The sequence below is a fragment of the Verrucomicrobiota bacterium genome (genome assembly GCA_016871495.1).
GTDB lineage: Bacteria > Verrucomicrobiota > Verrucomicrobiia > Limisphaerales > VHDF01 > VHDF01.
Map to the genome: position 1 here is coordinate 15,752 of VHDF01000014.1, position 20,356 is coordinate 36,107.

At 60.4% G+C, this 20,356-nt stretch carries 18 protein-coding genes; 7 read left to right on the forward strand and 11 right to left on the reverse strand.

Features of this window, described 5'->3' with window-relative positions:
* Nucleotides 1-4: 4 nt before the first annotated feature.
* The 11 genes from gatA to FJ404_04915 form a co-directional block, all read right to left on the reverse strand.
* Complete coding sequence (gene gatA, locus FJ404_04865; GenBank protein MBM3822220.1) at nucleotides 5-1,480, reverse strand: Asp-tRNA(Asn)/Glu-tRNA(Gln) amidotransferase subunit GatA; 1,476 nt, start codon at nucleotides 1,478-1,480, stop codon at nucleotides 5-7.
* A gap of 14 nt (nucleotides 1,481-1,494) precedes the next feature.
* Nucleotides 1,495-1,782 (reverse strand): Asp-tRNA(Asn)/Glu-tRNA(Gln) amidotransferase subunit GatC, encoded by a 288-nt coding sequence (gene gatC / locus FJ404_04870; protein ID MBM3822221.1) that lies wholly within the window; start codon nucleotides 1,780-1,782, stop codon nucleotides 1,495-1,497.
* Between the two features lie 56 nt (nucleotides 1,783-1,838).
* Entirely contained in the window at nucleotides 1,839-2,141 is a 303-nt protein-coding gene (locus FJ404_04875; protein ID MBM3822222.1) for an HPr family phosphocarrier protein, read from the reverse strand.
* A 70-nt stretch (nucleotides 2,142-2,211) separates the two neighbouring features.
* Nucleotides 2,212-3,591 (reverse strand): radical SAM protein, encoded by a 1,380-nt coding sequence (locus FJ404_04880; GenBank protein ID MBM3822223.1) that lies wholly within the window; start codon nucleotides 3,589-3,591, stop codon nucleotides 2,212-2,214.
* A complete protein-coding gene (locus tag FJ404_04885) occupies nucleotides 3,588-3,980 on the reverse strand; it encodes a hypothetical protein (GenBank protein ID MBM3822224.1) in 393 nt (130 codons plus the stop codon). Before FJ404_04885 ends, FJ404_04880 begins: the two co-directional genes overlap by 4 nt.
* A 146-nt stretch (nucleotides 3,981-4,126) precedes the next feature.
* Nucleotides 4,127-5,047, reverse strand: a complete 921-nt coding sequence (locus tag FJ404_04890; protein MBM3822225.1) for a prepilin-type N-terminal cleavage/methylation domain-containing protein — start codon at nucleotides 5,045-5,047, stop codon at nucleotides 4,127-4,129.
* A 13-nt stretch (nucleotides 5,048-5,060) separates the two neighbouring features.
* Nucleotides 5,061-6,164 (reverse strand): hypothetical protein, encoded by a 1,104-nt coding sequence (locus FJ404_04895; protein ID MBM3822226.1) that lies wholly within the window; start codon nucleotides 6,162-6,164, stop codon nucleotides 5,061-5,063.
* 227 nt (nucleotides 6,165-6,391) lie between these two features.
* Complete coding sequence (locus FJ404_04900; GenBank protein MBM3822227.1) at nucleotides 6,392-6,994, reverse strand: HAD-IA family hydrolase; 603 nt, start codon at nucleotides 6,992-6,994, stop codon at nucleotides 6,392-6,394.
* Nucleotides 6,995-6,998: 4 nt separating this feature from the next.
* The gene (gene prfA / locus FJ404_04905; protein MBM3822228.1) at nucleotides 6,999-8,078 is read right to left on the reverse strand and encodes a peptide chain release factor 1; all 1,080 of its coding nucleotides are present in this window, start codon (nucleotides 8,076-8,078) and stop codon (nucleotides 6,999-7,001) included.
* Nucleotides 8,079-8,150: 72 nt separating this feature from the next.
* On the reverse strand, nucleotides 8,151-8,399 hold the full coding sequence (rpmE, locus tag FJ404_04910) for a 50S ribosomal protein L31 (GenBank protein MBM3822229.1): 249 nt from the start codon (nucleotides 8,397-8,399) through the stop codon (nucleotides 8,151-8,153).
* A 78-nt stretch (nucleotides 8,400-8,477) separates the two neighbouring features.
* Nucleotides 8,478-10,559: a transketolase gene (locus tag FJ404_04915; protein ID MBM3822230.1), complete on the reverse strand. Its 2,082-nt coding sequence runs from the start codon at nucleotides 10,557-10,559 to the stop codon at nucleotides 8,478-8,480.
* A 621-nt stretch (nucleotides 10,560-11,180) separates the two neighbouring features.
* Here FJ404_04915 and FJ404_04920 point away from each other — a divergent pair.
* From FJ404_04920 to FJ404_04950, 7 genes are all read left to right on the forward strand, one after another.
* The gene (locus FJ404_04920; GenBank protein MBM3822231.1) at nucleotides 11,181-13,184 is read left to right on the forward strand and encodes a cyclic nucleotide-binding domain-containing protein; all 2,004 of its coding nucleotides are present in this window, start codon (nucleotides 11,181-11,183) and stop codon (nucleotides 13,182-13,184) included.
* Between the two features lie 315 nt (nucleotides 13,185-13,499).
* Entirely contained in the window at nucleotides 13,500-14,252 is a 753-nt protein-coding gene (locus tag FJ404_04925; GenBank protein MBM3822232.1) for a polyphosphate polymerase domain-containing protein, read from the forward strand.
* Nucleotides 14,249-14,875 carry a DUF4956 domain-containing protein gene (locus tag FJ404_04930; protein MBM3822233.1) on the forward strand — a complete coding sequence of 209 codons (627 nt, stop codon included), beginning with the start codon at nucleotides 14,249-14,251 and terminating at the stop codon, nucleotides 14,873-14,875. Before FJ404_04925 ends, FJ404_04930 begins: the two co-directional genes overlap by 4 nt.
* A 448-nt stretch (nucleotides 14,876-15,323) precedes the next feature.
* Entirely contained in the window at nucleotides 15,324-17,390 is a 2,067-nt protein-coding gene (locus FJ404_04935; GenBank protein MBM3822234.1) for a DUF3160 domain-containing protein, read from the forward strand.
* A 400-nt stretch (nucleotides 17,391-17,790) separates the two neighbouring features.
* Nucleotides 17,791-18,039 carry a hypothetical protein gene (locus tag FJ404_04940; protein MBM3822235.1) on the forward strand — a complete coding sequence of 83 codons (249 nt, stop codon included), beginning with the start codon at nucleotides 17,791-17,793 and terminating at the stop codon, nucleotides 18,037-18,039.
* Between the two features lie 39 nt (nucleotides 18,040-18,078).
* Complete coding sequence (locus FJ404_04945; GenBank protein MBM3822236.1) at nucleotides 18,079-19,167, forward strand: hypothetical protein; 1,089 nt, start codon at nucleotides 18,079-18,081, stop codon at nucleotides 19,165-19,167.
* Nucleotides 19,094-20,353 (forward strand): hypothetical protein, encoded by a 1,260-nt coding sequence (locus FJ404_04950; GenBank protein ID MBM3822237.1) that lies wholly within the window; start codon nucleotides 19,094-19,096, stop codon nucleotides 20,351-20,353. The genes FJ404_04945 and FJ404_04950 overlap by 74 nt, the downstream gene beginning before the upstream one ends.
* Nucleotides 20,354-20,356: the final 3 nt, after the last annotated feature.

Genomic DNA, 20,356 nt, shown 5'->3' on the forward strand with positions numbered 1-20,356 from the left:
CGCTTCAAACGCCCTCAGCAAGAGGCGGGAATTGGCGGTGCCAAGCATTGCTCTGCTCATAGGCGTGGGCGACGCGCAGCAACGTCTCCTCCCCGAATGAAGGGCAGAGGATCTGAAGTCCAATCGGCAGCCGTGGATTCGCGGTCCATCCGCACGGCACGCTGACACCACAGTTGCCCGCCAAATTACAGGAAATGGTGAAAATATCGGACAAATACATTTGCAGCGGGTCGCTTGATTTTTCCCCCACGCGAAAGGCGGCGGTCGGCGTCGTGGGCGACACGATGGCATCCACTTGCCTGAAAGCGTTCTCGAAATCCTGACGGATCAGCGTGCGCACTTTCTGGGCGCGCAGATAATACGCGTCGTAATAGCCGCTGCTCAGCGCGTACGTCCCCAGGATGATGCGGCGCTTGACCTCCGGCCCAAATCCGGTGCCCCGGCTCGCCGAATACAATTGGGCGGGATCAGCCCCATCCACCCGCAGGCCATAGCGGATGCCGTCAAATCTCGCGAGGTTGGCACTGGCCTCCGCCGTCGCCAAAATGTAATAGGTCGCAACGGCGTACTCGCTGTGCGGCAGCGAAACCCCCCGGACTTCCGCCCCGAGGTTCTGCAATTGCTTCACCGCCGCGTCCACGGCGGCTTTGACCTCCGGATCCAGCCCGCCCACCATGAACTCCTTCGCCAAACCAACCCTCAAACCCTTCAAATCGCGGCCCAGCACCGCCTCGTAGTCGGGCACCGGTTCAGGCAGACTCGTGCAATCTTTCGGATCATGACCGCTGATCACACGCAACAGGATCGCGGCATCGCGGGTGTCCCGGCTGAACGGCCCGATCTGATCCAAAGACGAGGCAAAAGCGATCAACCCATAGCGCGAAACGCGTCCGTAGGTGGGCTTGAGTCCCACCACCCCGCAGAGCGCCGCGGGCTGCCGAATGGACCCCCCGGTGTCGGATCCCAGGGTGGCGGGCAGCTCATGAGCCGCCACGGCCGCGGCGGAACCGCCCGAACTGCCACCCGGAATCCGGGTCGTGTCCCATGGATTCAGCGTGGTCCGGAAACCCGAGTTCTCGGTTGAACTGCCCATGGCGAATTCATCCATGTTCAAGCGCCCGATGATCACGGCGCCCGCTTCCCGCAGCCGGCTCACCACCGTCGAATCATAGGGCGAGACAAACCCCTGCAGAATCTTCGAGGCGCAGGACGCGGGGTGTCCGCGGGCGACGATGACGTCCTTCAACCCGATCGGCAGGCCCAACAAGGGCTTCTGCTGGTGCGAAACTCCGTTCGCGATCTCCCGATCCGCCGCGTCGGCTTGAGCCATTGCGTCCTGCTCATCCCAGCTCAAGAAGGCATGGATGGAGGGCTCCGTCCTCCGGATGTGCGCCAGGCAATCGCGCACGATGTCCCGGGAGGATGCCTCCCTCTTTTCCAGCCGCGCGCGCAACTCGCTCAAGGTCAGATGATGCAGCATGGGGAGAAGCTCGTTTACTCGACGATTTTCGGAACGATAAAAAGCCCTCCGGCCTTGGAAGGCGCGTTCCGCAGTGCGTCCTCATGCCCCAGCGAAGAGGTGATCTCATCCGGACGCATCACATTCACGCGTGGGAAAGGATGGGCGGTGGGTTCTACTTGGGAGACATCCACTTTCTTGAGCTGCTCGATGTAGGCGAGGATCGAACCCAACTGGGAGGAGAGGTGGGCTTGCTCCTCGCCGGTCAACTTCAGCCTTGCCAGATTCGCCACGTAGCGAATGTCAAATTCGTCCTGGGCCATAGAATTCGAAAAGTGGAATGCGGGCAGGCCGGGCTCGGGCCTCGCCGGGTGAGCGCTTAATCTTCCCCAAACTTGCCGCGCAGGAGCGATTCAATCTCGGTCACGGCTTGAGCGGCGTCGCCCCCTTCCGCGATGACCGTCAGCTTCGATCCCTGCCCGGCCGCCAGCATCATGAGCCCCATGATGCTCTTTCCATTCACCCGCTCGCCGTCCTTTTCAACATGGATCTCAGCGGCGAACCGGCTCGCGGTCTTGACAAATTGCGCGGCCGGCCGGGCGTGAATGCCCAGCTTGTTGGACACCGTCAGCACTCTGACGATGGAATCGACGCTGCCGGTGCTTTTGCTCGTCGCGCTCATGGCTGGGGCGCAGTATGGTGCGTCGTCCCGGAGCGGGGCAATGCCGAAGATGCCCGGAAGCCCTTGAAATTTAGGCCGGAACCGGAGCGGAAGCGGAGGATGTTCGCGCGCCCGCGGGGGAGGCAGTCCCGCCAGGCTTGCCTTTTCGGTGTCTCCAGAATCGCCGTCGGCGCGATCTCGTCTCCTCCGCGGAGTAAAGCCGCTTGATCAAGTCCACCATCCCGGCTTCCAGCCTCGCCACGGACATTTGCTTGGGTCGCAAATTGACATCGAACAATGTGCAGGCATCCCACGCGGTCTCCTCGATCAGCCGCCCTTCCTGCTTCAACCGCGCATAGAGGGGCGTGCCCGGAAAAGGCGTCAGCACCGTCACCTGCACCTCATAGAGAGACGATTCTCGGACGAAGTCGAATACACGATCGAACGCCGACTCGGTGTCGGCGTCCAAGCCCAGAATGAAGCAGCCATTGACGGTGATGCCGTAGGATTGAATGCGATCGATGGCTTCGAGATAACGATCCCGCCGTCTCCATTTCCAGTTCGCCTTCTCCTCAAGGCCGTCCAGGCTGTCCTTGGCCGGGCTCTCCAATCCGATCAAGACCTGCCGGCATCCCGCGTCCCTCATCAATCCAAGCAGTTCGGGATCGTCCGCCACCCGCACGTCGGCTTCGGTAAACCACGGCACATTCTCGCGAGCCAGCGCCCGCAAGAGCTCCTTGGCGTGCCCTCGATGCACAAAACTATTGTCATCCGCAAACTCAATGAAAGGCCTGGGCCATAAGGCGCGGATGGCCTTGATCTCCTCCATGACCTTGGCCACCGGCTTGGTCTTGTAATGGGCCGTCAAAAGGATCGAACTCGCGCAGAGCGAGCAGCGGTGCGGACAACCCCGGCTGGTTTGCACCGTCAGCCGGTTGTAACGCGAAGGATCCAACAAATCGAAGCGAGGCAGAGGAGCTTGCCGGAGATCGAAACTCTCCCCTCGTGGAGCTCGATAGACCGGCTTCAGGGTTCCCGAATCCAGGTCGGACAGCACCTCGGGCCAGATCAATTCCCCCTCTCCAACGGCAACAGAACCGACCTGGGCCACCCCTTCGTCCGGAAGCGCGGTCGCATGCAGTCCGCCGAGAATGACGGGAATCCCCTTGGCACGGTAAGCCGCCGCAACCTGGTAAGCATCCCGAATCTGGGCCGACAACGATGTCAGGGCCACAAGGTCAAAGTCCATCGGCAAGGTGTCCAACCCTCGTAAATCCGCGATCTCATGGTAGCTGAGTTCGAACCCGTCCGGCGTCATCCCCGCCAGTGTCAGCAGCGAAAGGCTGGGCAGGGAGGCGATGACTTCGCTCCGTTCGACGAAGCCCGGCATCGTCAATCCCGCGGCCACCAGTTCCGGATTCCTGGCCCGCACTCCGCTCATGGCGATCAGTCCAATACGCTTGGTTTTCATGGTTTCATCAACTCCTTCAAGGTCATTCCCGTCCCCGCCAGAAGTCCCAGGATCGGCACCGCAAAAGACCATCGAAACGAGGGACGCCACGCCATGAGATAGCAACACAGGGGCATGCCCAAGGCGCCGAGGGCGAACCCCCAACTCGCCACCCGCGCCGAGAGCGCCGGGAATTCCAATTGGGAACCCGTCATCCAGAATTGAAGATTGAGGTAAGCCATGCCGAAAAAGGCAATGTGCCCGAGCCGCATCATGCGGCGGCGCAGACTGGCATAGCCTCCCTGCCAGCGATCCTCGTGAAATTTCAGCCCGAGCAAGGCTCCCGAAACCACACCCGCCAAAACCCAAACCCAGGCAATCACCAGATTGAGATGCAAGATCGATTTCATCGATGCTTCATTGAACACCCTGGCGACCTCCGTGTCGCATTGATATTTCCAAGCCCGGAATCGATCCGGTCAATGATCCCCCTCTTCCAGATTCGCAAGGGGACGCCAAGCACCGCGCCTGCATCGCCGCCGCCGAGCCCGCCTCGTCAAGGCACGCGGTTCAGCAGTTCCGCGTGCGGCTCGTTGTCGTTATTCCAACGCCGCAGCGGACGATCCGTCCGGCTGAAAAGATCATCGCGCTTGATGCTCTCGACATGACCGTCGCAGAAGGCGACGTTGTAGCGGCCGCCATGCCTCTTCAGAGTCGCCTTGATGATCCCCTTGCTGCCCGGCCAACCGCTCTGCTCGACGCCGTTTCGTGAATTGATGTCGAGCAGTCCCATGCCGCTGTAATTGTCATACGGCAAATCGACGCCATAGACGTTCTTGGTCATCGTCTTGGGAGACCAGATGAGATGCGCGTCTCCCATGGCCATCATGTCCGAGGGCGCCACCACTCTGGACTCGCGCAACCGGAACAGACTGGAATCCTCGTGCATCTCCTTCGGTGTCGCCCGCACCATCGATCCCCCAAGCCCGAGGTCGCTCGGGGTCCATTTCGTGCCGTTGGCATTGTAACCGTAGCTCCCCAGGGGCGAACCGCCCTGATTGCCGCTGGCCGTGACGCCTTTGAAATCCGGGCACGCGTACAGCTTGTTGGTCCAGTTCGACGACGTGTACGGCTCCAGCGTTTCCGGCCAAAACTTGAACTCCAAACTCAACGAAGGATCCACGCTGTAAACCGGGTAATAACCGTGATCCATCACATGCAACTGCAATCCGAGCGCGATTTGGCGAACGTTGCCGCGGCAGGCGATGTCCCGGCCTTTGGCTTTGGCCCGCGCCAGACTGGGCAGCATCATGGAAGCGAGCAGCCCGATGATGGCAATCACCACCAGCAATTCGATGAGCGTGAAGCCCGCGCGCGAACGGACCGGAGAAGGGAATGTTGGCGAACCCCGTCGCCCCGTCCGGATCACACGCAGTCCCCGGGGAAAGGTCGAGGAATTGTGAGAGGGCGCCAGCATGCCGTCATGGACCCTATTTCAGCGAGACCACACGGTAATAGCGCCCGCCGCTGCGATTGCTTTCCTCGTCCAGATGAAAGTTCGCCGGCGTGGTGGCCAGCGAAACCCATGTCGATCCCGGCGCCAAACTCGAGGTTTGCTCCACCCGGTATTGCGAAGTGCAGGCGGAGGCCGTCCAACGCAACAGGGCCCGTCCGCGCGAATCCACCGTGATTCGCAAATCGCTCACGGGCCCCGGGGTGTCGCAGCCTTCGTTCGGCTTTCGATTCGTCTCGAACATGCGGACGAAAAAGTCCGCGCGGGCGAAATTGTCGGGGGGCGGCGTGGCGTTCCCTTCGAGCGTTCCCGTGGTTTCCGAGGCGATGGTGGCCACGATTCCCCGACCGGGCATGATCCAGTAGTAAAATCGGCTGAAAACGGGATTGCCCAAATTGTTGAAGCTGCCATTGCCCTCCTCGTCCTCGGTGAAGAGCTGCATTTGAATCTCATCCAGTTGATTGATCCGCAGCGCGTCTCCGAATCCGATTTTCGGGAGATCCACCACCCCGTACGCATCCGCAGAGAAACGGCTGGTGATCAAAATCCGAATGGAAAACGCGTCCCCGAGGAGATCGAGATCGTTGGTAAACGTCACCAGATTGCTCCATTGATCGCCGAGGCGGATCTGAGCGGGGAAATCCACGACCGGCGCTCCAAACACCAGCTCGCCACTGAGAAACAGCCCCTCGTTGCTGCGGGCGCCGTAAACGGTGCGCCCGACGTTCGGCACATGCTCGTAGAACAACCACGCCTGATCCCCGCTCGAAACGGTGGTCTTGCGTTCGGCGATTTTCGCAGCCGGAAAGAGGGCGCCGAATGCAGCGGACTTGGGATCCACATACTCGTAGAGGAACACTTCATTGGTGGGGCCGCTGGCAAAATCCCAAAACTGGGGGCCTCCTTTCTTGCCGATCAGCGAGGAAACGTCGACCAAAGCGCCCTTCTTGTTCGAGTAAGCGCGGTAGTACTCGCCGATCTTGTAGGTCATGTCCTGGTCCGTGATCACGGGTTGCGCCGATGCCGCAGTCAACCCGGCCATCAACACCGCGACCCACAGGAACAGCGTCGGAATCTTCATAATTTCAAGGACAGTGCACCGCATCCAAACCAGTTCAAAAACACTGGACTACCTGGAAATATAAGCACCTTTTATGCCGTCACAAGCCGCAAAACGGGCTCGGGGCCAAAGGTTGAAATCAAAGGGCCGCGACCCACAGCGGCCGGCGCGGCGGGCAAAATAACGCGTCGATCTGCGCCAAATTCACGCGCACCCGGGCCTGTGCGCGGCAACCACCGGCTGACCGGTCAGGCCGCCGGCAACCGGCGTCCGCCCAGCACATCATCCACATGCACCGCCTCCATCCCCGCCGCGCGAATGGCTTGCATGCCCAGTTCGGTGTCTTCATAGCCGCGGCAGCGGCCGGGGTCGACCCCGATTCGGGAAGCCGCCTCCAAAAAGATGTCGGGTGCCGGCTTTTGCCGCCGCACCTGTTCGCTGGTCACCACGGCGGCAAACAGCCCGCGGATGCCCAAGCGCCGCAACACCAAGTCGATGATGTCGCTGGTTCCGCCCGAGGCGACTGCGAGCGGGATCCGCCCGTGATAGGTCCGGGCGATTTCGACCACGGGTTCGATGGGTTGAACGTGGTCCATGAACTCGAGATAGGCGTTTTCTTTTTCGCGGGCAATGGCCAGAGGGTCAAGCGAGCGTCCCTGCTCCTCCGCCAGCATGCGCACGATATCCCGGGCCGGCACGCCGCCGAGGGCATAAAACCGCTCCTCCGTAAAACCCAGATCGTATTTTCTCGAAGTCGCGTTCCACGCAAGCCAGTGCAGCGGCATGGTGTCGGCCAGCGTTCCATCGCAATCGAAAACGATGCCCGCAAGTTCCTTTGGAGCGCAGTTCATGAATTCAAAGCTGCAAGTTCGCCAGTCTTTCCTCGATGTCCCGGGCCAAGAGCGGATCGAGGATGGCGTCCAGGTCCCCTTCGATGAAAGCAGGCAGGTTATAGAGGGTGAGTTCGAGGCGGTGATCCGTCACCCGATTCTGGGGAAAGTTGTAGGTGCGAATGCGTTCGTTGCGTTCGCCCGTGCCGACCTGGGCTTTGCGCTGGGCCGCGTATTTCGCGTTTTCCTCGGCCACCCGCGCGTCCAGCAAGCGTGAACGCAGCACCTTGAATGCCTTGGCCTTGTTCTTCTGTTGGGATCGTTCATCGGCACAACGAACAATCAGGCCGGAGGGTTTATGGAGGATTTGCACGGCGCTGTCGGTGGTGTTGACGCCCTGTCCTCCCGGCCCTGACGCCCGGCAGGTGGTCACCTCGAGATCCTCGGGCTTGATCTCCACATCAACCTCCTCGGCTTCCGGCAGCACCGCCACCGTCACGGTGCTGGTGTGGATGCGTCCCGAGGCTTCCGTGGCGGGAACGCGCTGCACCCGGTGAACCCCGCTCTCAAACTTCAGCCGCTTGTAGACATCGCGCCCGGTCACCCCAAAGATGACCTCTTTCAACCCGCCCAAGTCCGAGTAACTCGAATCGATGGGCTCCACTTTCCAGCCCCGGGCTTCCGCGTAGCGGGTGTACATACGCGCCAAATCAGCGGCGAACAAGGCGGACTCCGCGCCTCCGGCCCCGGCACGAATTTCGAAAATGGTGTTGCGCGAATCGGCGGGATCGGGCGGCAGAATGCCTGCCTGCAACTGCAGTTCGAGCCGCGATCGCTGGATCTCCAAAAGCGCGATTTCCTCCCGGGCCATGGCCGACAGCTCGGAGTCTTCCGGCTCGGCGGCCGCGATCTCCCGGTTCTCCTCCAGATTCTTGATCGAGGCGTGGTAGGCCGCGGCGAGGGCCATGAGTTCCTTGAGGCGGGAATACTCGCGCGTCAACTCCTGGGCCTTTTGCGGCTGGTCGAAGACTTTGGGATCGCTGAGCAGCGATTCAAGCTCGGCGTAACGCCGCTGAAATTTCTCGATGTAGGGAGCGAGATCCATTCGGCGAAGCCCTCCGAATAAAACGAACCGCCCGCCGGGCTTCGGCCCGGCGGGCGGCGGAAAGCGAAAAGACTACTTTTTCTTCTTCGTCTGTTTGGCGGCGTTGGCTTCCTGCGCCGCCTGGGTCTTCGCCATGCGCTGCTGGAACTTGTCCACGCGTCCAGCCGTATCGACGAATTTCTGCTGCCCGGTGTAGAACGGATGGCAGACGTTGCAAATGCCGATCAGGATGCTGGTGCGCGTGGAGCGCGTTTTAATCACGTTGCCGCAGGCGCAACGGATTTCGGCGTCTTGATAGCGCGGATGAATGTCAGCTTTCATAGCAAAGGGGGCAAACCATACCAATCGCTCTCCACGTGACAAGACGTATTTTGGAACGGTCCGCAAAGAAGTTCCGGATCAGGATCGCCCGCACCAGGCGAGCGCGGTCTCCACCAGCCTGCCCGTGCTCATTCCGTGCTTCTCGTAGAGCTGATCCGCCAGGTAGGCGGATTGCCCGAATTCCCCGCCGATGGCCAGCGACCGCACCTCGTGCCGGACTCCCGCCTGCGAAAGCGCGTGCGAAAGGATCGAGCCCATGCCGCCGGTCCGTTGATGATCCTCGATCGTGATCAACCGGCCCTGGGCTTGCCGCACCAGAGGGGTGAGAGTTTCGACGTCCACTCGATTCACAAAAGGCACTCCGACCACGGTGGCAGAGACGCCTTTCTCCGCCAGGATCCGGCCTGCCTCGATGGCCTTGCCGAGCAAGGTTCCGCATCCCGCGATCACGACGTCGGAACCCTCTCGAAGAACCTGTGCCTTGCCCCATTCGTAACGAGCCCCCTCCACCCACCACAACGGATAATTCTCGCGACCCACGAAGAATAGGACGCTCTCACCCGCCTCGCCGCGTTTCCGTGCCTCCGCGATCTGTCGCACCGCTTGAAGCATGAGCGCTTCCGCCTCGTCCGCGCAGGAGCAGGCCACCACCACCGTGTGGGGAATGGCGCACGTCGCGGCGAAATACGTGGTGGCTTGATGGGACGCGCCGTCGGCTGCGTCCTGGAACCCGACATGCGAAAAAATGGCGATCACCGGCGCCTGAGACAACGCCGCCATGGTCAGCGGCAGGTTGCCTTTGGTCACCCCAAATTGACCGAAAGTATCCACAATGGGAATATACCCCCCCTTCGACAGCCCGGCACCGGTGCTGATCATGTTCGCCTCCGCAATGCCGACCTCCACAAATCGATCCGGAAACCCCTTCTGGAACGGGCTGATCCCGGTGGAGCCCTGGACATCGGACGAGACCGAAAAAACGGGATAGCCTTCCTGGGCGGCCTTGATGGCGCCCTTGGCCAATCCGGATTGAACCTTGTCCGTTTTGACCGGGGCTGGAGCGGAGGCAGCGGACGCGGCCGCGGCGGCTTTGGCCTTTTTCGCCTCGTCCTTCTTCTCCCATTCCAAGCGGAGGGCTCGAGCCCATTCTGTCAATTCGGCTGGGGGCTGGCCGCCGTAGATCTCGCTGACGAATTCGATGATTTTTTCCCCATTGGCCAGGGGGAAACCGTGCCCTCCGGAGGAGCTCTCCTCGGTCGATTTCACACCATAGCCCTTGATCGTCTTGAACCACAGGCAGACTGGCTGATTCGGCTGGCGCGCGGCCGTTTCGATGGCCTCTTCGAACGCGTGGTAACACGCGGTAAGATCGTGTCCGGAAGAAACTTTGATGACCTTCCATCCCAGCACTTCGAGGGAGGCAAACGTCGGAGCCATCGAGAAAGCGTCCTTGGTGATGCGCCCGGAAAGTTTGGTGTCGTTGTCCGAGATCACCATGACGAAGGGGTTCAGCTTGCCCCGCCCAGCCAGGCCAGGAATCGCGGCAAAAGATTCTTTCGCCTCCCCTTCCATCGACGCTCCGTCGGAAACGATGGCCACCGTCACGCGGTCGCGTCCCGCGAGTTTGTCCGCCAAGGCCAGGCCTTGGGCTTGAGGAAGGGCCGAGCCCAGCGGGCCGTTGCTTAAAAGCACGCCCTCGGGATTGAGGTGGGATTCGCCGTGGCCCGTGAGTTTGCTGTCGATGCTGCGGAACCCTTTGAGATCGGCAAAGGACAGGCCGTCGAAACCATAATTGGACCGCAGCGCGTAGATCCCGTTTTCGGCATGACCGGCGTCATTGACAAAGTTGAAGGCTTCATGCCAAGGCCGACCGGCGGTGGCGAACATCAAGGCGTGGAGCGCGGCCAGCATGTCCGCAAAGGCGGCGGGTCCGCCCCAATGACACGCGGCGCCACCATTCACGGCGTGCACATCCATCAAAGCGACGAGCGCCCGCGTCGCGCGTGGATCCGCGACGGTCACAGCCTGACCGGCTCGATTCTGGATTTGGACCGAGTATCGAGGGGGGCGATTGGGGGTTGCGGCGAGTTTGGAAACACCGGGGAGGGGTTTGAGCGGTGGAGCTTCAAGCTGTTTGCTGGGAGACGTGTCGGCGGCCATAAATTCTGACGGATTTCAGTTTCGGACGGAATTACAGTGGATCCAAGCACCAGAGCGGCTGGATTCTTGCCACTCAGTTGAGCCAATCTACGCGGTGGCGGAGCTCTTGCGAAGCCTTTCCATCATGAGCCCCGGCGCGGAAAATAACGCGATTTCGACGGATTCCATCTGTCGAATCTCGGACTCTAGGTATCGGATTTCCAATAGGAAACATTATTTTTCCACGGGGATTTGCGAATTTGCGAAACATGAAACGAACTTGATTGGGTACCACCGCAGGCCTGGATCCGTTCGAATCGCGCTTGAATTCAAACGCGAAAACAAACCGGATTTCGCCAGGTCAAATTCAACTGCGACGTCCACAATCTCGACTTGGCCTGCATGACTCACTTCCGGCAGGGGTGGAGGCGGTCATGAGGATGCGGGCCAGGGTTTGAAGCTCGCGCAATGGAATTCCCGCGCTTGACGGAGAGGGGGGCGCCAAGGAGCATTTGGCAACACCCGGCTCCGGCATAAGCATTGCTCAAATCGTCATTCTCGGAGGCGGCTGCGCCGGAGTCGCCTGCGCCAGGGAATTAAGGCGCGAGCTGGATCCGAACCAAGCCGAGATTACCCTGTTCAATGAGGAAAACCGCCGGAGTCGCCTGCGCCAGGGAATTAAGGCGCGAGCTGGATCCGAACCAAGCCGAGATTACCCTGTTCAATGAGGAAAACCATTTGGTTTTCAGTCCTCTCTTGGCGGACGCCGTGGGGGCTTCGCTCAATCCCCTGGATGTCGTGGTCCCCCTCCGCCAGTTGCTGCCGGGCGTGAATTGCCGGACCCAGGAGATCGTTCGCATCGACCTGCAAGGAAAACGGGTCGTGGGTAAAGGACATGGCAGTCCCGACACCGAATTGGCATTCGACCATCTGGTGATTGCCTCGGGCCAGGTGGCCAACATGAATGCGGTGCCGGGCATGGCAGACCACGCGTTTCCGTTGAAGACCGTGGCTGACGCCAGCGTGCTGCGAGCCCATGTGCTCGAACAGCTTGAACTTGCGGAGATCACCCAGGATCCCGAACGGAAGCGCTGGCACTTGTCATTCGTCGTTGTCGGAGGAGGCTACAGCGGCGTGGAGGCGGCCGGCGAAATCAATGACTTGGTGCGCAGCAGCCTTCGCTTCTTCCGGCATGTGCGCCGGGAGGACGTTCGCGTCTCGCTCATCCATTCGCGCGGCCAGTTATTGCCGGAAATCGGAGACGCGCTTCGCGATTTCGCCCGCGTCAAAATGGAGGGCGCTGGAGTCGAGGTTTTGCTCAACGCCCGGGTGCAGATGGCGACTCCTGAAGGGGTGGGGCTCGCCGACGGAAACTTCATCCGGGGCGCCACCACGGTCTGCACCGTGGGCAGCATGCCGGCTCCCATTCTGGCCAAGCTCGAAGTGGGCAAGGACAAGGGCCGCCTGCGCGTTGAACCCGACCTGCGGGTGCAAGGCCGGAACGACCTCTGGGCCATCGGTGATTGCGCCACGATTCCGAATGCGTTTGATGGACAGCCCTGCCCTCCGACCGGCCAGTTCGCGGAGCGGCAAGGAAAACAAGCCGCGGCCAATATCGCTCGTGTCTTGCGAGGAGAACCGACCCGGCCTTTTTCCTTCAAGCCGCTTGGACAGCTCTGTTCGATTGGCGGCCACAGCGCGGTGGCCGAGGTCTTCGGCTGCCGCCTTTCGGGATTCCTGGCTTGGTTCGTCTGGAGGGGCGTGTATCTCTTCAAGCTCCCCTCCTGGTCCCGCCGCTTCAAGGTGGGGTTCGACTGGGCGTGGCTGCTCGTTTTCGCGCGCGATCTCAGCCATTTGAAGGCGCGGACGACGGATCGCGTCTCTCACGCGCACTTCGAGCCGGGGGATTTCATTGTCCGCCAGGGGGACGCTTCGGCTAACTTTTACGTCATTGAAAAAGGCGAAGTGGAGATCCTCAAGGAATCGGGGTCGCCTCCCAAGTCCGACATGATCGCGGTGCTGGGACCGGGCTCGTTTTTCGGAGAGCAGGCGCTGGTCAACAACAGTCCGCGCATCGCGTCGGTGCGCGCGAGGACGGCGGTGGAAGTCGTCGTCATGGGCCGGAATGTTTTCGATCAGGTTTCCAAGACGCTTGCGCCCCTTCGCGTGGCGATTGCCCAGGCGCTGAATCGCCGTTCGCAGGACGCCTGGAAAGACCAACCCCTGGCCCAGGAAATCATGAAACGCACGGAAGTGAATGCGATCCTCGACCCGGCTCCCCAGCCTTTCTTGGCGCCCACCGCCACCCTGCTCGAAGTGAGCGAGGCCTTTGTGGAATCCGGCAACGACTGTTTCCTGGTTTCAAGCGATGGGATGAACCTGGCGGGGATTGTCACCATGACGGATTTGATGCGCGCGCACAGCACGCCATCGGACGGCCTTCAGACATTGGGGGAATTCATGACCGCGCAACCCGTGGCTCTTTGCCTGGGCGACTCCTGCGAAGCCGCGGCCTCGACGTTTCGAGAGCACAAGCTCAAGACGTTGCCGGTGGTCGAAAAAGGCACGCGCAAACTCGCCGGATGCGTGCGCGCACGCCGCCTCATGGCCTATGTGCTCCGGGAAATGCGAAAGTCCAGGCCGTAAGAGCCCGGACCCGTTCGAGCCGAGGTGCGGAACGGTGAGTAACTTGAGCATCAAGGTGGACCGGTGGTATCGTCGCTGCGCTCCTCAACCACCGGCTAAAAGCTGACAAGCCTCCGGCTTGCGACCGAGCCGCTGCACGTCGCTCTGGTCTCACATCCCTTCTGCATCCGTCCCGCATCTCCCGCTTGGGGGCAGGAGCGCGCCGCACTCGACGGCGATCGGAGCCCCTGCGTCATCTGGCAAAAAAATCTTTTAACCGAAAGAGAATCGTGACTGTCTTGCCATCAAATCGTAACCTGAGATCAAATCGCCTCCATGATGCCCTGGCTGGAGTCCAGTCTGAAAGTGTTTGAACCCATTTCGCTGAGCGAAATGGAAAACGTAAAGCTCATGGACCGGCTCGACACCAAGTTCACCTTTCACTCGAACCGACTGGCGGCCATCCTGGAGGCCATGCGCCCGGACTACTGTGTTCTGGAGGTCAAGGGGGTCCGAGCCAGCCGCTATGAAACCCTGTATTTCGATACCGGCAATCTCGACCTGTATGCCCGGCACCACAGCGGAAAGTTCAGCCGCCACAAGATTCGGTACCGGAGATATCTGGATTCCGAGCTCTGTTTCTTCGAGGTCAAAGCCAAGAACAACAAGGGGCGGACGATCAAAAAGCGCATTCAGCGCCAGGAGATCCCCAGCGACATTGAAACCGAGTCCGAGCAGTTGTTGCGGACGGAAACGCCTTTCGCCGCGCGGGATTTAAAGCCGGCGATCTGGGTGAATTTCACCCGGCTGACCTTCGTGAGCAAGGCTTCCCCGGAAAGGCTCACGATTGACTTGCAGCTGTCCTACAAGCGCGGCTCCGCGGAAGTCAGCTTTCCGCAGCTCGTGATCGCGGAAGTCAAACAGGAAAGGTCGTCCTCTCCCTCGCCCTTCCTGAAGTTGATGCGGGACCTGCGAATTTCTTCGGGAAGCATGAGCAAGTACTGCTTTGGGATCATCCATCTCTTTCCCGGAGTAAAAATGAACCTGTTCAGGGAACAGGTGAAACAGTTAAAGGAATTAACCACATGATGTTTCTACAAGCCGACCCCGCGCCAGCGCTGGGATTCTTCTCCGATCTCGTCAACAAGCTGGGCGATAAGTATTTTCTCCGCCTTCTCACCGACGCCATCGCTGTCTGCGTTCTGTTGTTTGGAATCTATTATCCCAACAACCACCGGAACCGCGAATACTTGTTCACCATGTTCACCTTCAATGTGGTGATTTTTCACATCGGCTTCCTGCTCAAATCCGTCGAGCTTTCGTTGGGCGCGGCCTTTGGGTTGTTCGCCGTTTTCGGCCTCCTCCGCTATCGCACGGAGGACATCCCGATGAAGGACATGACCTACCTTTTCATTTCCATCGCCATTGGACTCATCGTCGCGGTGACCCAGGGCGACTGGGAACCGGCGGTCGTCTGCTGCATCATCTTGCTTCCCACCTTTCTGCTCGACAGCAGTTGGATCTTCCGCAAGCAAGTCCACAAGGATGTCCGCTACGAGCAGGTGGAAATGGTCAAGCCTGAGAATCATGAGAAGCTCAAAGAGGAACTCCGGAAACGCACCGGCCTCGACATCCATTTCATCCGCGTCCTGGACATCGACTTCGTCCGTGACACCGCGACCATCCGCATTTTTTACTACGAACGAACCTAGGCCAGACCGCTTCGTTCCCGCCGGTGGGGGCTCGAACATGAGGCACTGATCCGAATGGAGTTCACGGGAATGGGTCAAAACGGGTCGCTCCCCACGGCCCTCGACAAGAAGGGCCAGCAGCCTCCAAGTCTAGGTCGTTCTCAAGCAATTCGCTTCGAGGGCACTTTATGCCCAAAAAGCCAAAGATCATGGGGAACTCAGACGAGGATTCCAAACGAAAGAAAGGCTTTCGCCGCCAAGATCTTGCGAGAGATCGATGCTGAGCAATTGCCGTTTCCAGGTTTGTCGCCCTCATCGAAAAGCAGCGGCAGGCCGGCCTTTCACGCGAGGGTGGGAAGTTTCGTCCCTTTCTCCTGACCGCAATGGATGATTAGATCTCGCGCAACCCTAAGCTCTGTTTCCTGTAGAATAGGAATATGAGCTCTCGGTCTTCGTTTCCACGGATGCCATCCTGCAAGCCTGGCATCGCAGCTATGACGCCATGCTTGAGGAATTGGAGGAAACCAGCCTGTTCTTCCTGATGGAGCAAATGCTGGATGGAATGTCGGGGGAAATCATGAACGTGTCGCGACTGGCCGGAGAGGGCGTTTTGAAATCCAGCGTCCTGGACGCGGACCTCTTCGTGACCGTGGCGCGGTCCCTCCTTGCCGGCACCCTCATCTCCTCGCCGCTGAAACAAGCGGACCGGGTCGCCGCCACGCTGCAGGCCATCAAATCCGAATCCTTGGTGGAATGTTTCGACCTGTTCGGAAACCCGCGCACGGTGGATTTCTCGCAATTCAAAGTCCGTGGGCACTACGAAAATTCGATCCGCCTCGAACGATACTTCAAGGCGGTCATGTGGCTGGGCCGAACCGATTTGCGGGTGGCCGGTCCTCCCTTCGAGGATTGTCGGGGACGCTTTCACGAACCTTACGAGCGCGAACTCGGCACGGCGGTGGTGCTCTATCACCTCCTTCAGCGCTCCGGCCAATTTCAAAACTGGTTCCAAGCCGAACAAGTAGTGCAAGCCTTCGTCGGATGGACGGATTCCATGAATTTTGGGCATCTGGGAGGATTGCTGGCCGGCGCAGGCTACCAAGAATTGACCGCGATCAAGGACGTCGCGGCTTTGCAGCGGCTTCAAAAGCTGATCAACAGCAGCAAACTCGGGGTGCAGCACATCAAGAGCGACTATTTTGTGGCGCCCCTCGGCCCCGAACGTCTGGCCTTACCGCGATCGTTCACCGTGTTCGGCCAACGCTTCGTCCTGGACAGCTGGGCCTTGGCGAAGGCGGTCTATGACGACATTCTCTGGGTGGCGGATGGCCGCACGAATGAGGTGGTTCGCCGGGTGCCAAGCGCGCTTGATGTCGCCTTCGCTGCATTGGGCAACAGCCAAGTCGTGCCGGAGCTGGTGCGTCGCATCGGGGATTCAGCCGCGAAATCCAGCCTGGACCACAGCGTGCGTTTTCGGGACGGAATGCCCTTCCAGCACAATTTAGAGGCGGTGCGCCGGGTCATCGACGCGCAGTCCGAACCCATCTGGCGGAGCACACTCTACGCGGGCTGGCTGGACACGCTTCGACAGTTGTCCTCGCCCACGGTGGACGCAAGATATCCCGAAGCGATGCGCACCAAGGCGTGGGCGATGAAAACACTCAACACGCAACTGGCATCCTGGACCGAGCTTCGACACGACACCATTCTTTACGCGAAGCAGTCCTACACACCGCCGGGCCAGTGCAGCTATCCGGATGGCTTTGTCGAACCACGACCGGAATTCTGGTCCCGGCTTGACCGGCTGGCGCTGGACGCGGCGCGATTGATCGCGCGACTGCCGGTTCCGCAGCAAGCCACCGTAACGATTCAAACTCGCCTGGAATTCGGAGGCCAGGAGAAGCAAGTCAACCTGGCGAGTGTGAAGGACAACCAAGTGCGATTCCTCGAGTATTTCGCGGGCCATGCGAACCGGCTTCGGCTGCTGGCCGAAAAGGAGTTACGACAGGAGCGGCTCAACGTGGACGACATTCGCTATTTGGACCAGTTGATCCAATCCACTCGTTTCAACGGCGCCGGGGGGCCGAGGCGTTATGACGGTTGGTACACTCGGATGTTCTATCAGAACGCGCTGGTGCCCGACCCCGATTTCTATTTGTCTGATGGGGCGCAAAAATACGACGCATTGGTGGCCGATGTGCATACCGATTTGCCAAGTATCGTTCACGGGGATCCCGGCGGCGTGCTCCATCAAGCCACGGCCGGCGCGCATTTGCTGGTGCTGGCGGTGGATCATGGCTCGGAAAAGATGATTTATGCGGGGCCTGTTTTCAGCCATTACGAGTTCGAGGTCGTGGGTCCGCCGAAGCGATTGAGCGACCGCGAGTGGAAGTTCAAGCTCTTTGAAGCGGGGCTTGGGGAGCATCCTGGTTTCGAACCCAATCCCGCGGACGGACCGGAATGGAAACTTCCCTCCCACCCCGAATGGACCCGCGAATACTTGGCACCCTCCCCTGACCGGCTTGCCAAGCCTTGAAGGCTTGATTTCTGCCTGGCACGAAACCACCGCCGGGCATCTCCTGCAGTTTGTTCCCCTGCGCCTGACTAGGCCCGCGCCAAAGTCTCGATTGGCCGTGAAAAGCATGACCGCGCGCATCGGCGTGGCGTGCCGCCCATAAACCACCGGGTACATTGAAAATGCGACGCCGGCGGCGGTTCGTTTGCAGCGTCTGGTTCTGGAATCGATTGACGAAAGCCCCCAGCGCGTCCGAATCGCTCCATGCCTCACGCGGCGCAAATTGATGACGCTGTGCCTCACCCATGCGACCGATCCCAAAACGTGTTCCGTCGGCCATCCACAACCGGAATCCGCCCGGCGGAGTCGACGATGAAACCAACATGCCTTCGCCGCGGTCATAAGCACCAGCCACAACCGCATGGGTGCCATACTCTCGCTTCTCACGGACGCCGTTGTCCTCTCAGGCCGGCTCGCCCTTGCGCAAAGCCATGCGCCAGTCAACGACTGGAAGCCCTGCCCCTCGCATCAGGCCGGCAAGCCGTATCCGCAATTCAACCCGGAAGGCCGGGTAACATTCCGCATCGTCGCGCCGGGAGCCAAGACCGTGGGCTGCCCGTTTCGCGACAGCAGCGAGTTCGCGCCCTTGCCCTTGCTGTTCAAGGACTGAGTCATCCCTTGACGTTCCATCTCAACCATCACCTCGATCATGAAAATCCCCATCACACTTCTGAGCTTCGCGCTCGCTTCGTTGTCCGCGATTGCGGCGGACATTTCGGGCAACGAGATCAAGTTCACGCGCCAGGTGGGCGACTTTGGTTCCTCCGAAGCCACGGCGAAACGAGAAGGCAGCGCTCCTGCCGCGGCGGCGGTTGATTTCACGGGCACCTGGAAGTCGGAGTTCAACACGCAGATCGGAGTGCAGAAATACAGCTTCGTGCTCAAGCAGGAGGGCGCCAAGATCAGCGGGAAGGCTCACGCGGAAATCGGGGATCAAAAGAAGGAGAGCGAAGTGACAGAGGGCAAGGTGGACGGCAACAAGATCTCGTTTGTGGAATTGCTCAACTATCAGGGCAACGACCTTCGCATCACTTATTCCGGCCAGTTGGCGGGGAATGAACTCAAGCTGACGCGGGCCGTTGGTGATTTTGCCAAGGAAGAGCTGACCGCGAAGCGAGACGGCGCGGCTCCAACCACCGCTGCGCCCGGCCAGCGAAGGCAAGGTGGTCGTGGATTCGGCGGTCCCATCGAATTGAAGCCCGATGACAAGCCAGCGTTCCCGGACGCACCGCACGCTTTCGACCAAGCGCGCGACGGCATCGCGCAGGGGAAGTTGGAAATGGTGGAGTACGATTCCAAATCAGTCGGCAATCAACGCAAGGCGCTCGTTTACACGCCGCCCGGCTATGCGGCAGACACGAAGTATCCGGTGCTGTATCTCCTGCACGGCATTGGCGGCGACGAGCAGGAATGGCGGCGCGGCGGAAATCCGAACGTCATTCTGGACAATCTCATCGCGGATCAGAAGGCCACGCCCATGATCATTGTCATGCCGAACGACCGCGCGCAAACCGACGACCGGCCCGGTCCGAACGCGATGGCCACCGCGCCAGCCTTCGGCAAGTTCGACCAGGATCTGCTGGGCAGCCTCATCCCGTTCATCGAGTCGAAGTATTCCGTCAAATCGGACCGAGAAAGCTGCGCGACTGCAAGGCAAGGCGCTCGTGACCGAGCCGACCGCCAAGCTGATCGGCATCATGGACATTCAACGCGATGGCGCGGGTTACAAAGCCGTTGACGGCGGCAATCTCCTCGCGAGCACCGACGAATGGATGTCGCCCATCTTCGCGGACATTGGTCCGGACGGCGCGGTGTGGGTGATCGACTTCTACAGCTTCATCATCCAGCACAACCCGACGCCGAGCCTTCAATCCGCCGGGGTCCAGGCCACGACCGGACGTGGCGGCGCTTACCAGACGGAGAACAACCTGCGCGACCAATCCCACGGCCGCATCTATCGCGTCGTCTGGAAGGACGGCCCACGAAGCGCGATCCCGTCGCTCGCCAAGAAGAAGTCGCCCGAGGTTGTCGCGGCGCTCGAGAGCGGCAACCCGTTCTGGAGCCTCACCGCGCAGCGATTGATCGTGGACAACAAGATGGTCGACGCCGCGCCGGCGTTGAAGAAGCGCGTGCGTTCGGGCGCCGGTGGCAAGGGCGCGATTCACGCGCTGTGGTCGCTCGAAGGCATCGGCGAGCTCGATCAGGACACGCATCGGGCAGCGTTGCTCTCCAAAGACGCGGCGCTACGCCGCAACGCCATCCGCGCGCTGCCGGCGAATGACCATGGGCAGCCGCTCTTCTTCAGCAGCCCGGTCATTCAAGATCCGGACCTGCTCACCCGCCAGGTCGCATTGGTGAAGCTGCTGGAGTTTCCGACCATCCCCGAGATCCAGACCGTGGTGGCCCAACTGTCACGCGTTCCGATCCACTCCAGCGACACCTTTCTGAACAACACGCTCACGCTGCTCGGTCGCATCCACAAAGTTTCGGGTGTGGGCGAGAACGAGGTGCAGGTCGCGGCGGGCGACAAGGTCAAGGTGGGCGGGAAAGAACTGACGTGGCGCAACGTCACCGCGGCCACGAACTACCTCGATTTCAACGAGACGTTGAAATCCATCAACGATCACGTCGCCGGCTACCTCGTCACCTATATCGAATGCGACGCGGACACGCCGGACGTCGTCATCGCCGTGGCCAGCAACGATCAGGGCAGGATCTACTTCAACGGCGTGGACATCTACGCCTTCACCGAGCCGCACCCGCTCATGCTCGATGCAGACAAGGGCAAGGTCACGCTGAAGAAAGGAACGAACGTCATGGTGTTCAAGATCACCAACGAACAGAAGGCCTGGCAGGGCGCGATGCGCTTGTTGGACAGGTCCGGCGCGCCGTTGAAAAACATCCGCCTCAAACTCCAGCCCTGAAAG

Bases quoted from the DNA above. Each gene is read 5' to 3' on its own strand.
- gatA (MBM3822220.1), bottom strand. From the start codon at position 1,480: ATGCTGCATCATCTGACCTTGAGCGAGTTGCGCGCGCGGCTGGAAAAG.
- gatC (MBM3822221.1), bottom strand. From the start codon at position 1,782: ATGGCCCAGGACGAATTTGACATTCGCTACGTGGCGAATCTGGCAAGG.
- FJ404_04875 (MBM3822222.1), bottom strand. From the start codon at position 2,141: ATGAGCGCGACGAGCAAAAGCACCGGCAGCGTCGATTCCATCGTCAGA.
- FJ404_04880 (MBM3822223.1), bottom strand. From the start codon at position 3,591: ATGAAAACCAAGCGTATTGGACTGATCGCCATGAGCGGAGTGCGGGCC.
- FJ404_04885 (MBM3822224.1), bottom strand. From the start codon at position 3,980: ATGAAATCGATCTTGCATCTCAATCTGGTGATTGCCTGGGTTTGGGTT.
- FJ404_04890 (MBM3822225.1), bottom strand. From the start codon at position 5,047: ATGCTGGCGCCCTCTCACAATTCCTCGACCTTTCCCCGGGGACTGCGT.
- FJ404_04895 (MBM3822226.1), bottom strand. From the start codon at position 6,164: ATGAAGATTCCGACGCTGTTCCTGTGGGTCGCGGTGTTGATGGCCGGG.
- FJ404_04900 (MBM3822227.1), bottom strand. From the start codon at position 6,994: ATGAACTGCGCTCCAAAGGAACTTGCGGGCATCGTTTTCGATTGCGAT.
- prfA (MBM3822228.1), bottom strand. From the start codon at position 8,078: ATGGATCTCGCTCCCTACATCGAGAAATTTCAGCGGCGTTACGCCGAG.
- rpmE (MBM3822229.1), bottom strand. From the start codon at position 8,399: ATGAAAGCTGACATTCATCCGCGCTATCAAGACGCCGAAATCCGTTGC.
- FJ404_04915 (MBM3822230.1), bottom strand. From the start codon at position 10,559: ATGGCCGCCGACACGTCTCCCAGCAAACAGCTTGAAGCTCCACCGCTC.
- FJ404_04920 (MBM3822231.1), top strand. From the start codon at position 11,181: ATGAGGAAAACCGCCGGAGTCGCCTGCGCCAGGGAATTAAGGCGCGAG.
- FJ404_04925 (MBM3822232.1), top strand. From the start codon at position 13,500: ATGATGCCCTGGCTGGAGTCCAGTCTGAAAGTGTTTGAACCCATTTCG.
- FJ404_04930 (MBM3822233.1), top strand. From the start codon at position 14,249: ATGATGTTTCTACAAGCCGACCCCGCGCCAGCGCTGGGATTCTTCTCC.
- FJ404_04940 (MBM3822235.1), top strand. From the start codon at position 17,791: ATGGGTGCCATACTCTCGCTTCTCACGGACGCCGTTGTCCTCTCAGGC.
- FJ404_04945 (MBM3822236.1), top strand. From the start codon at position 18,079: ATGAAAATCCCCATCACACTTCTGAGCTTCGCGCTCGCTTCGTTGTCC.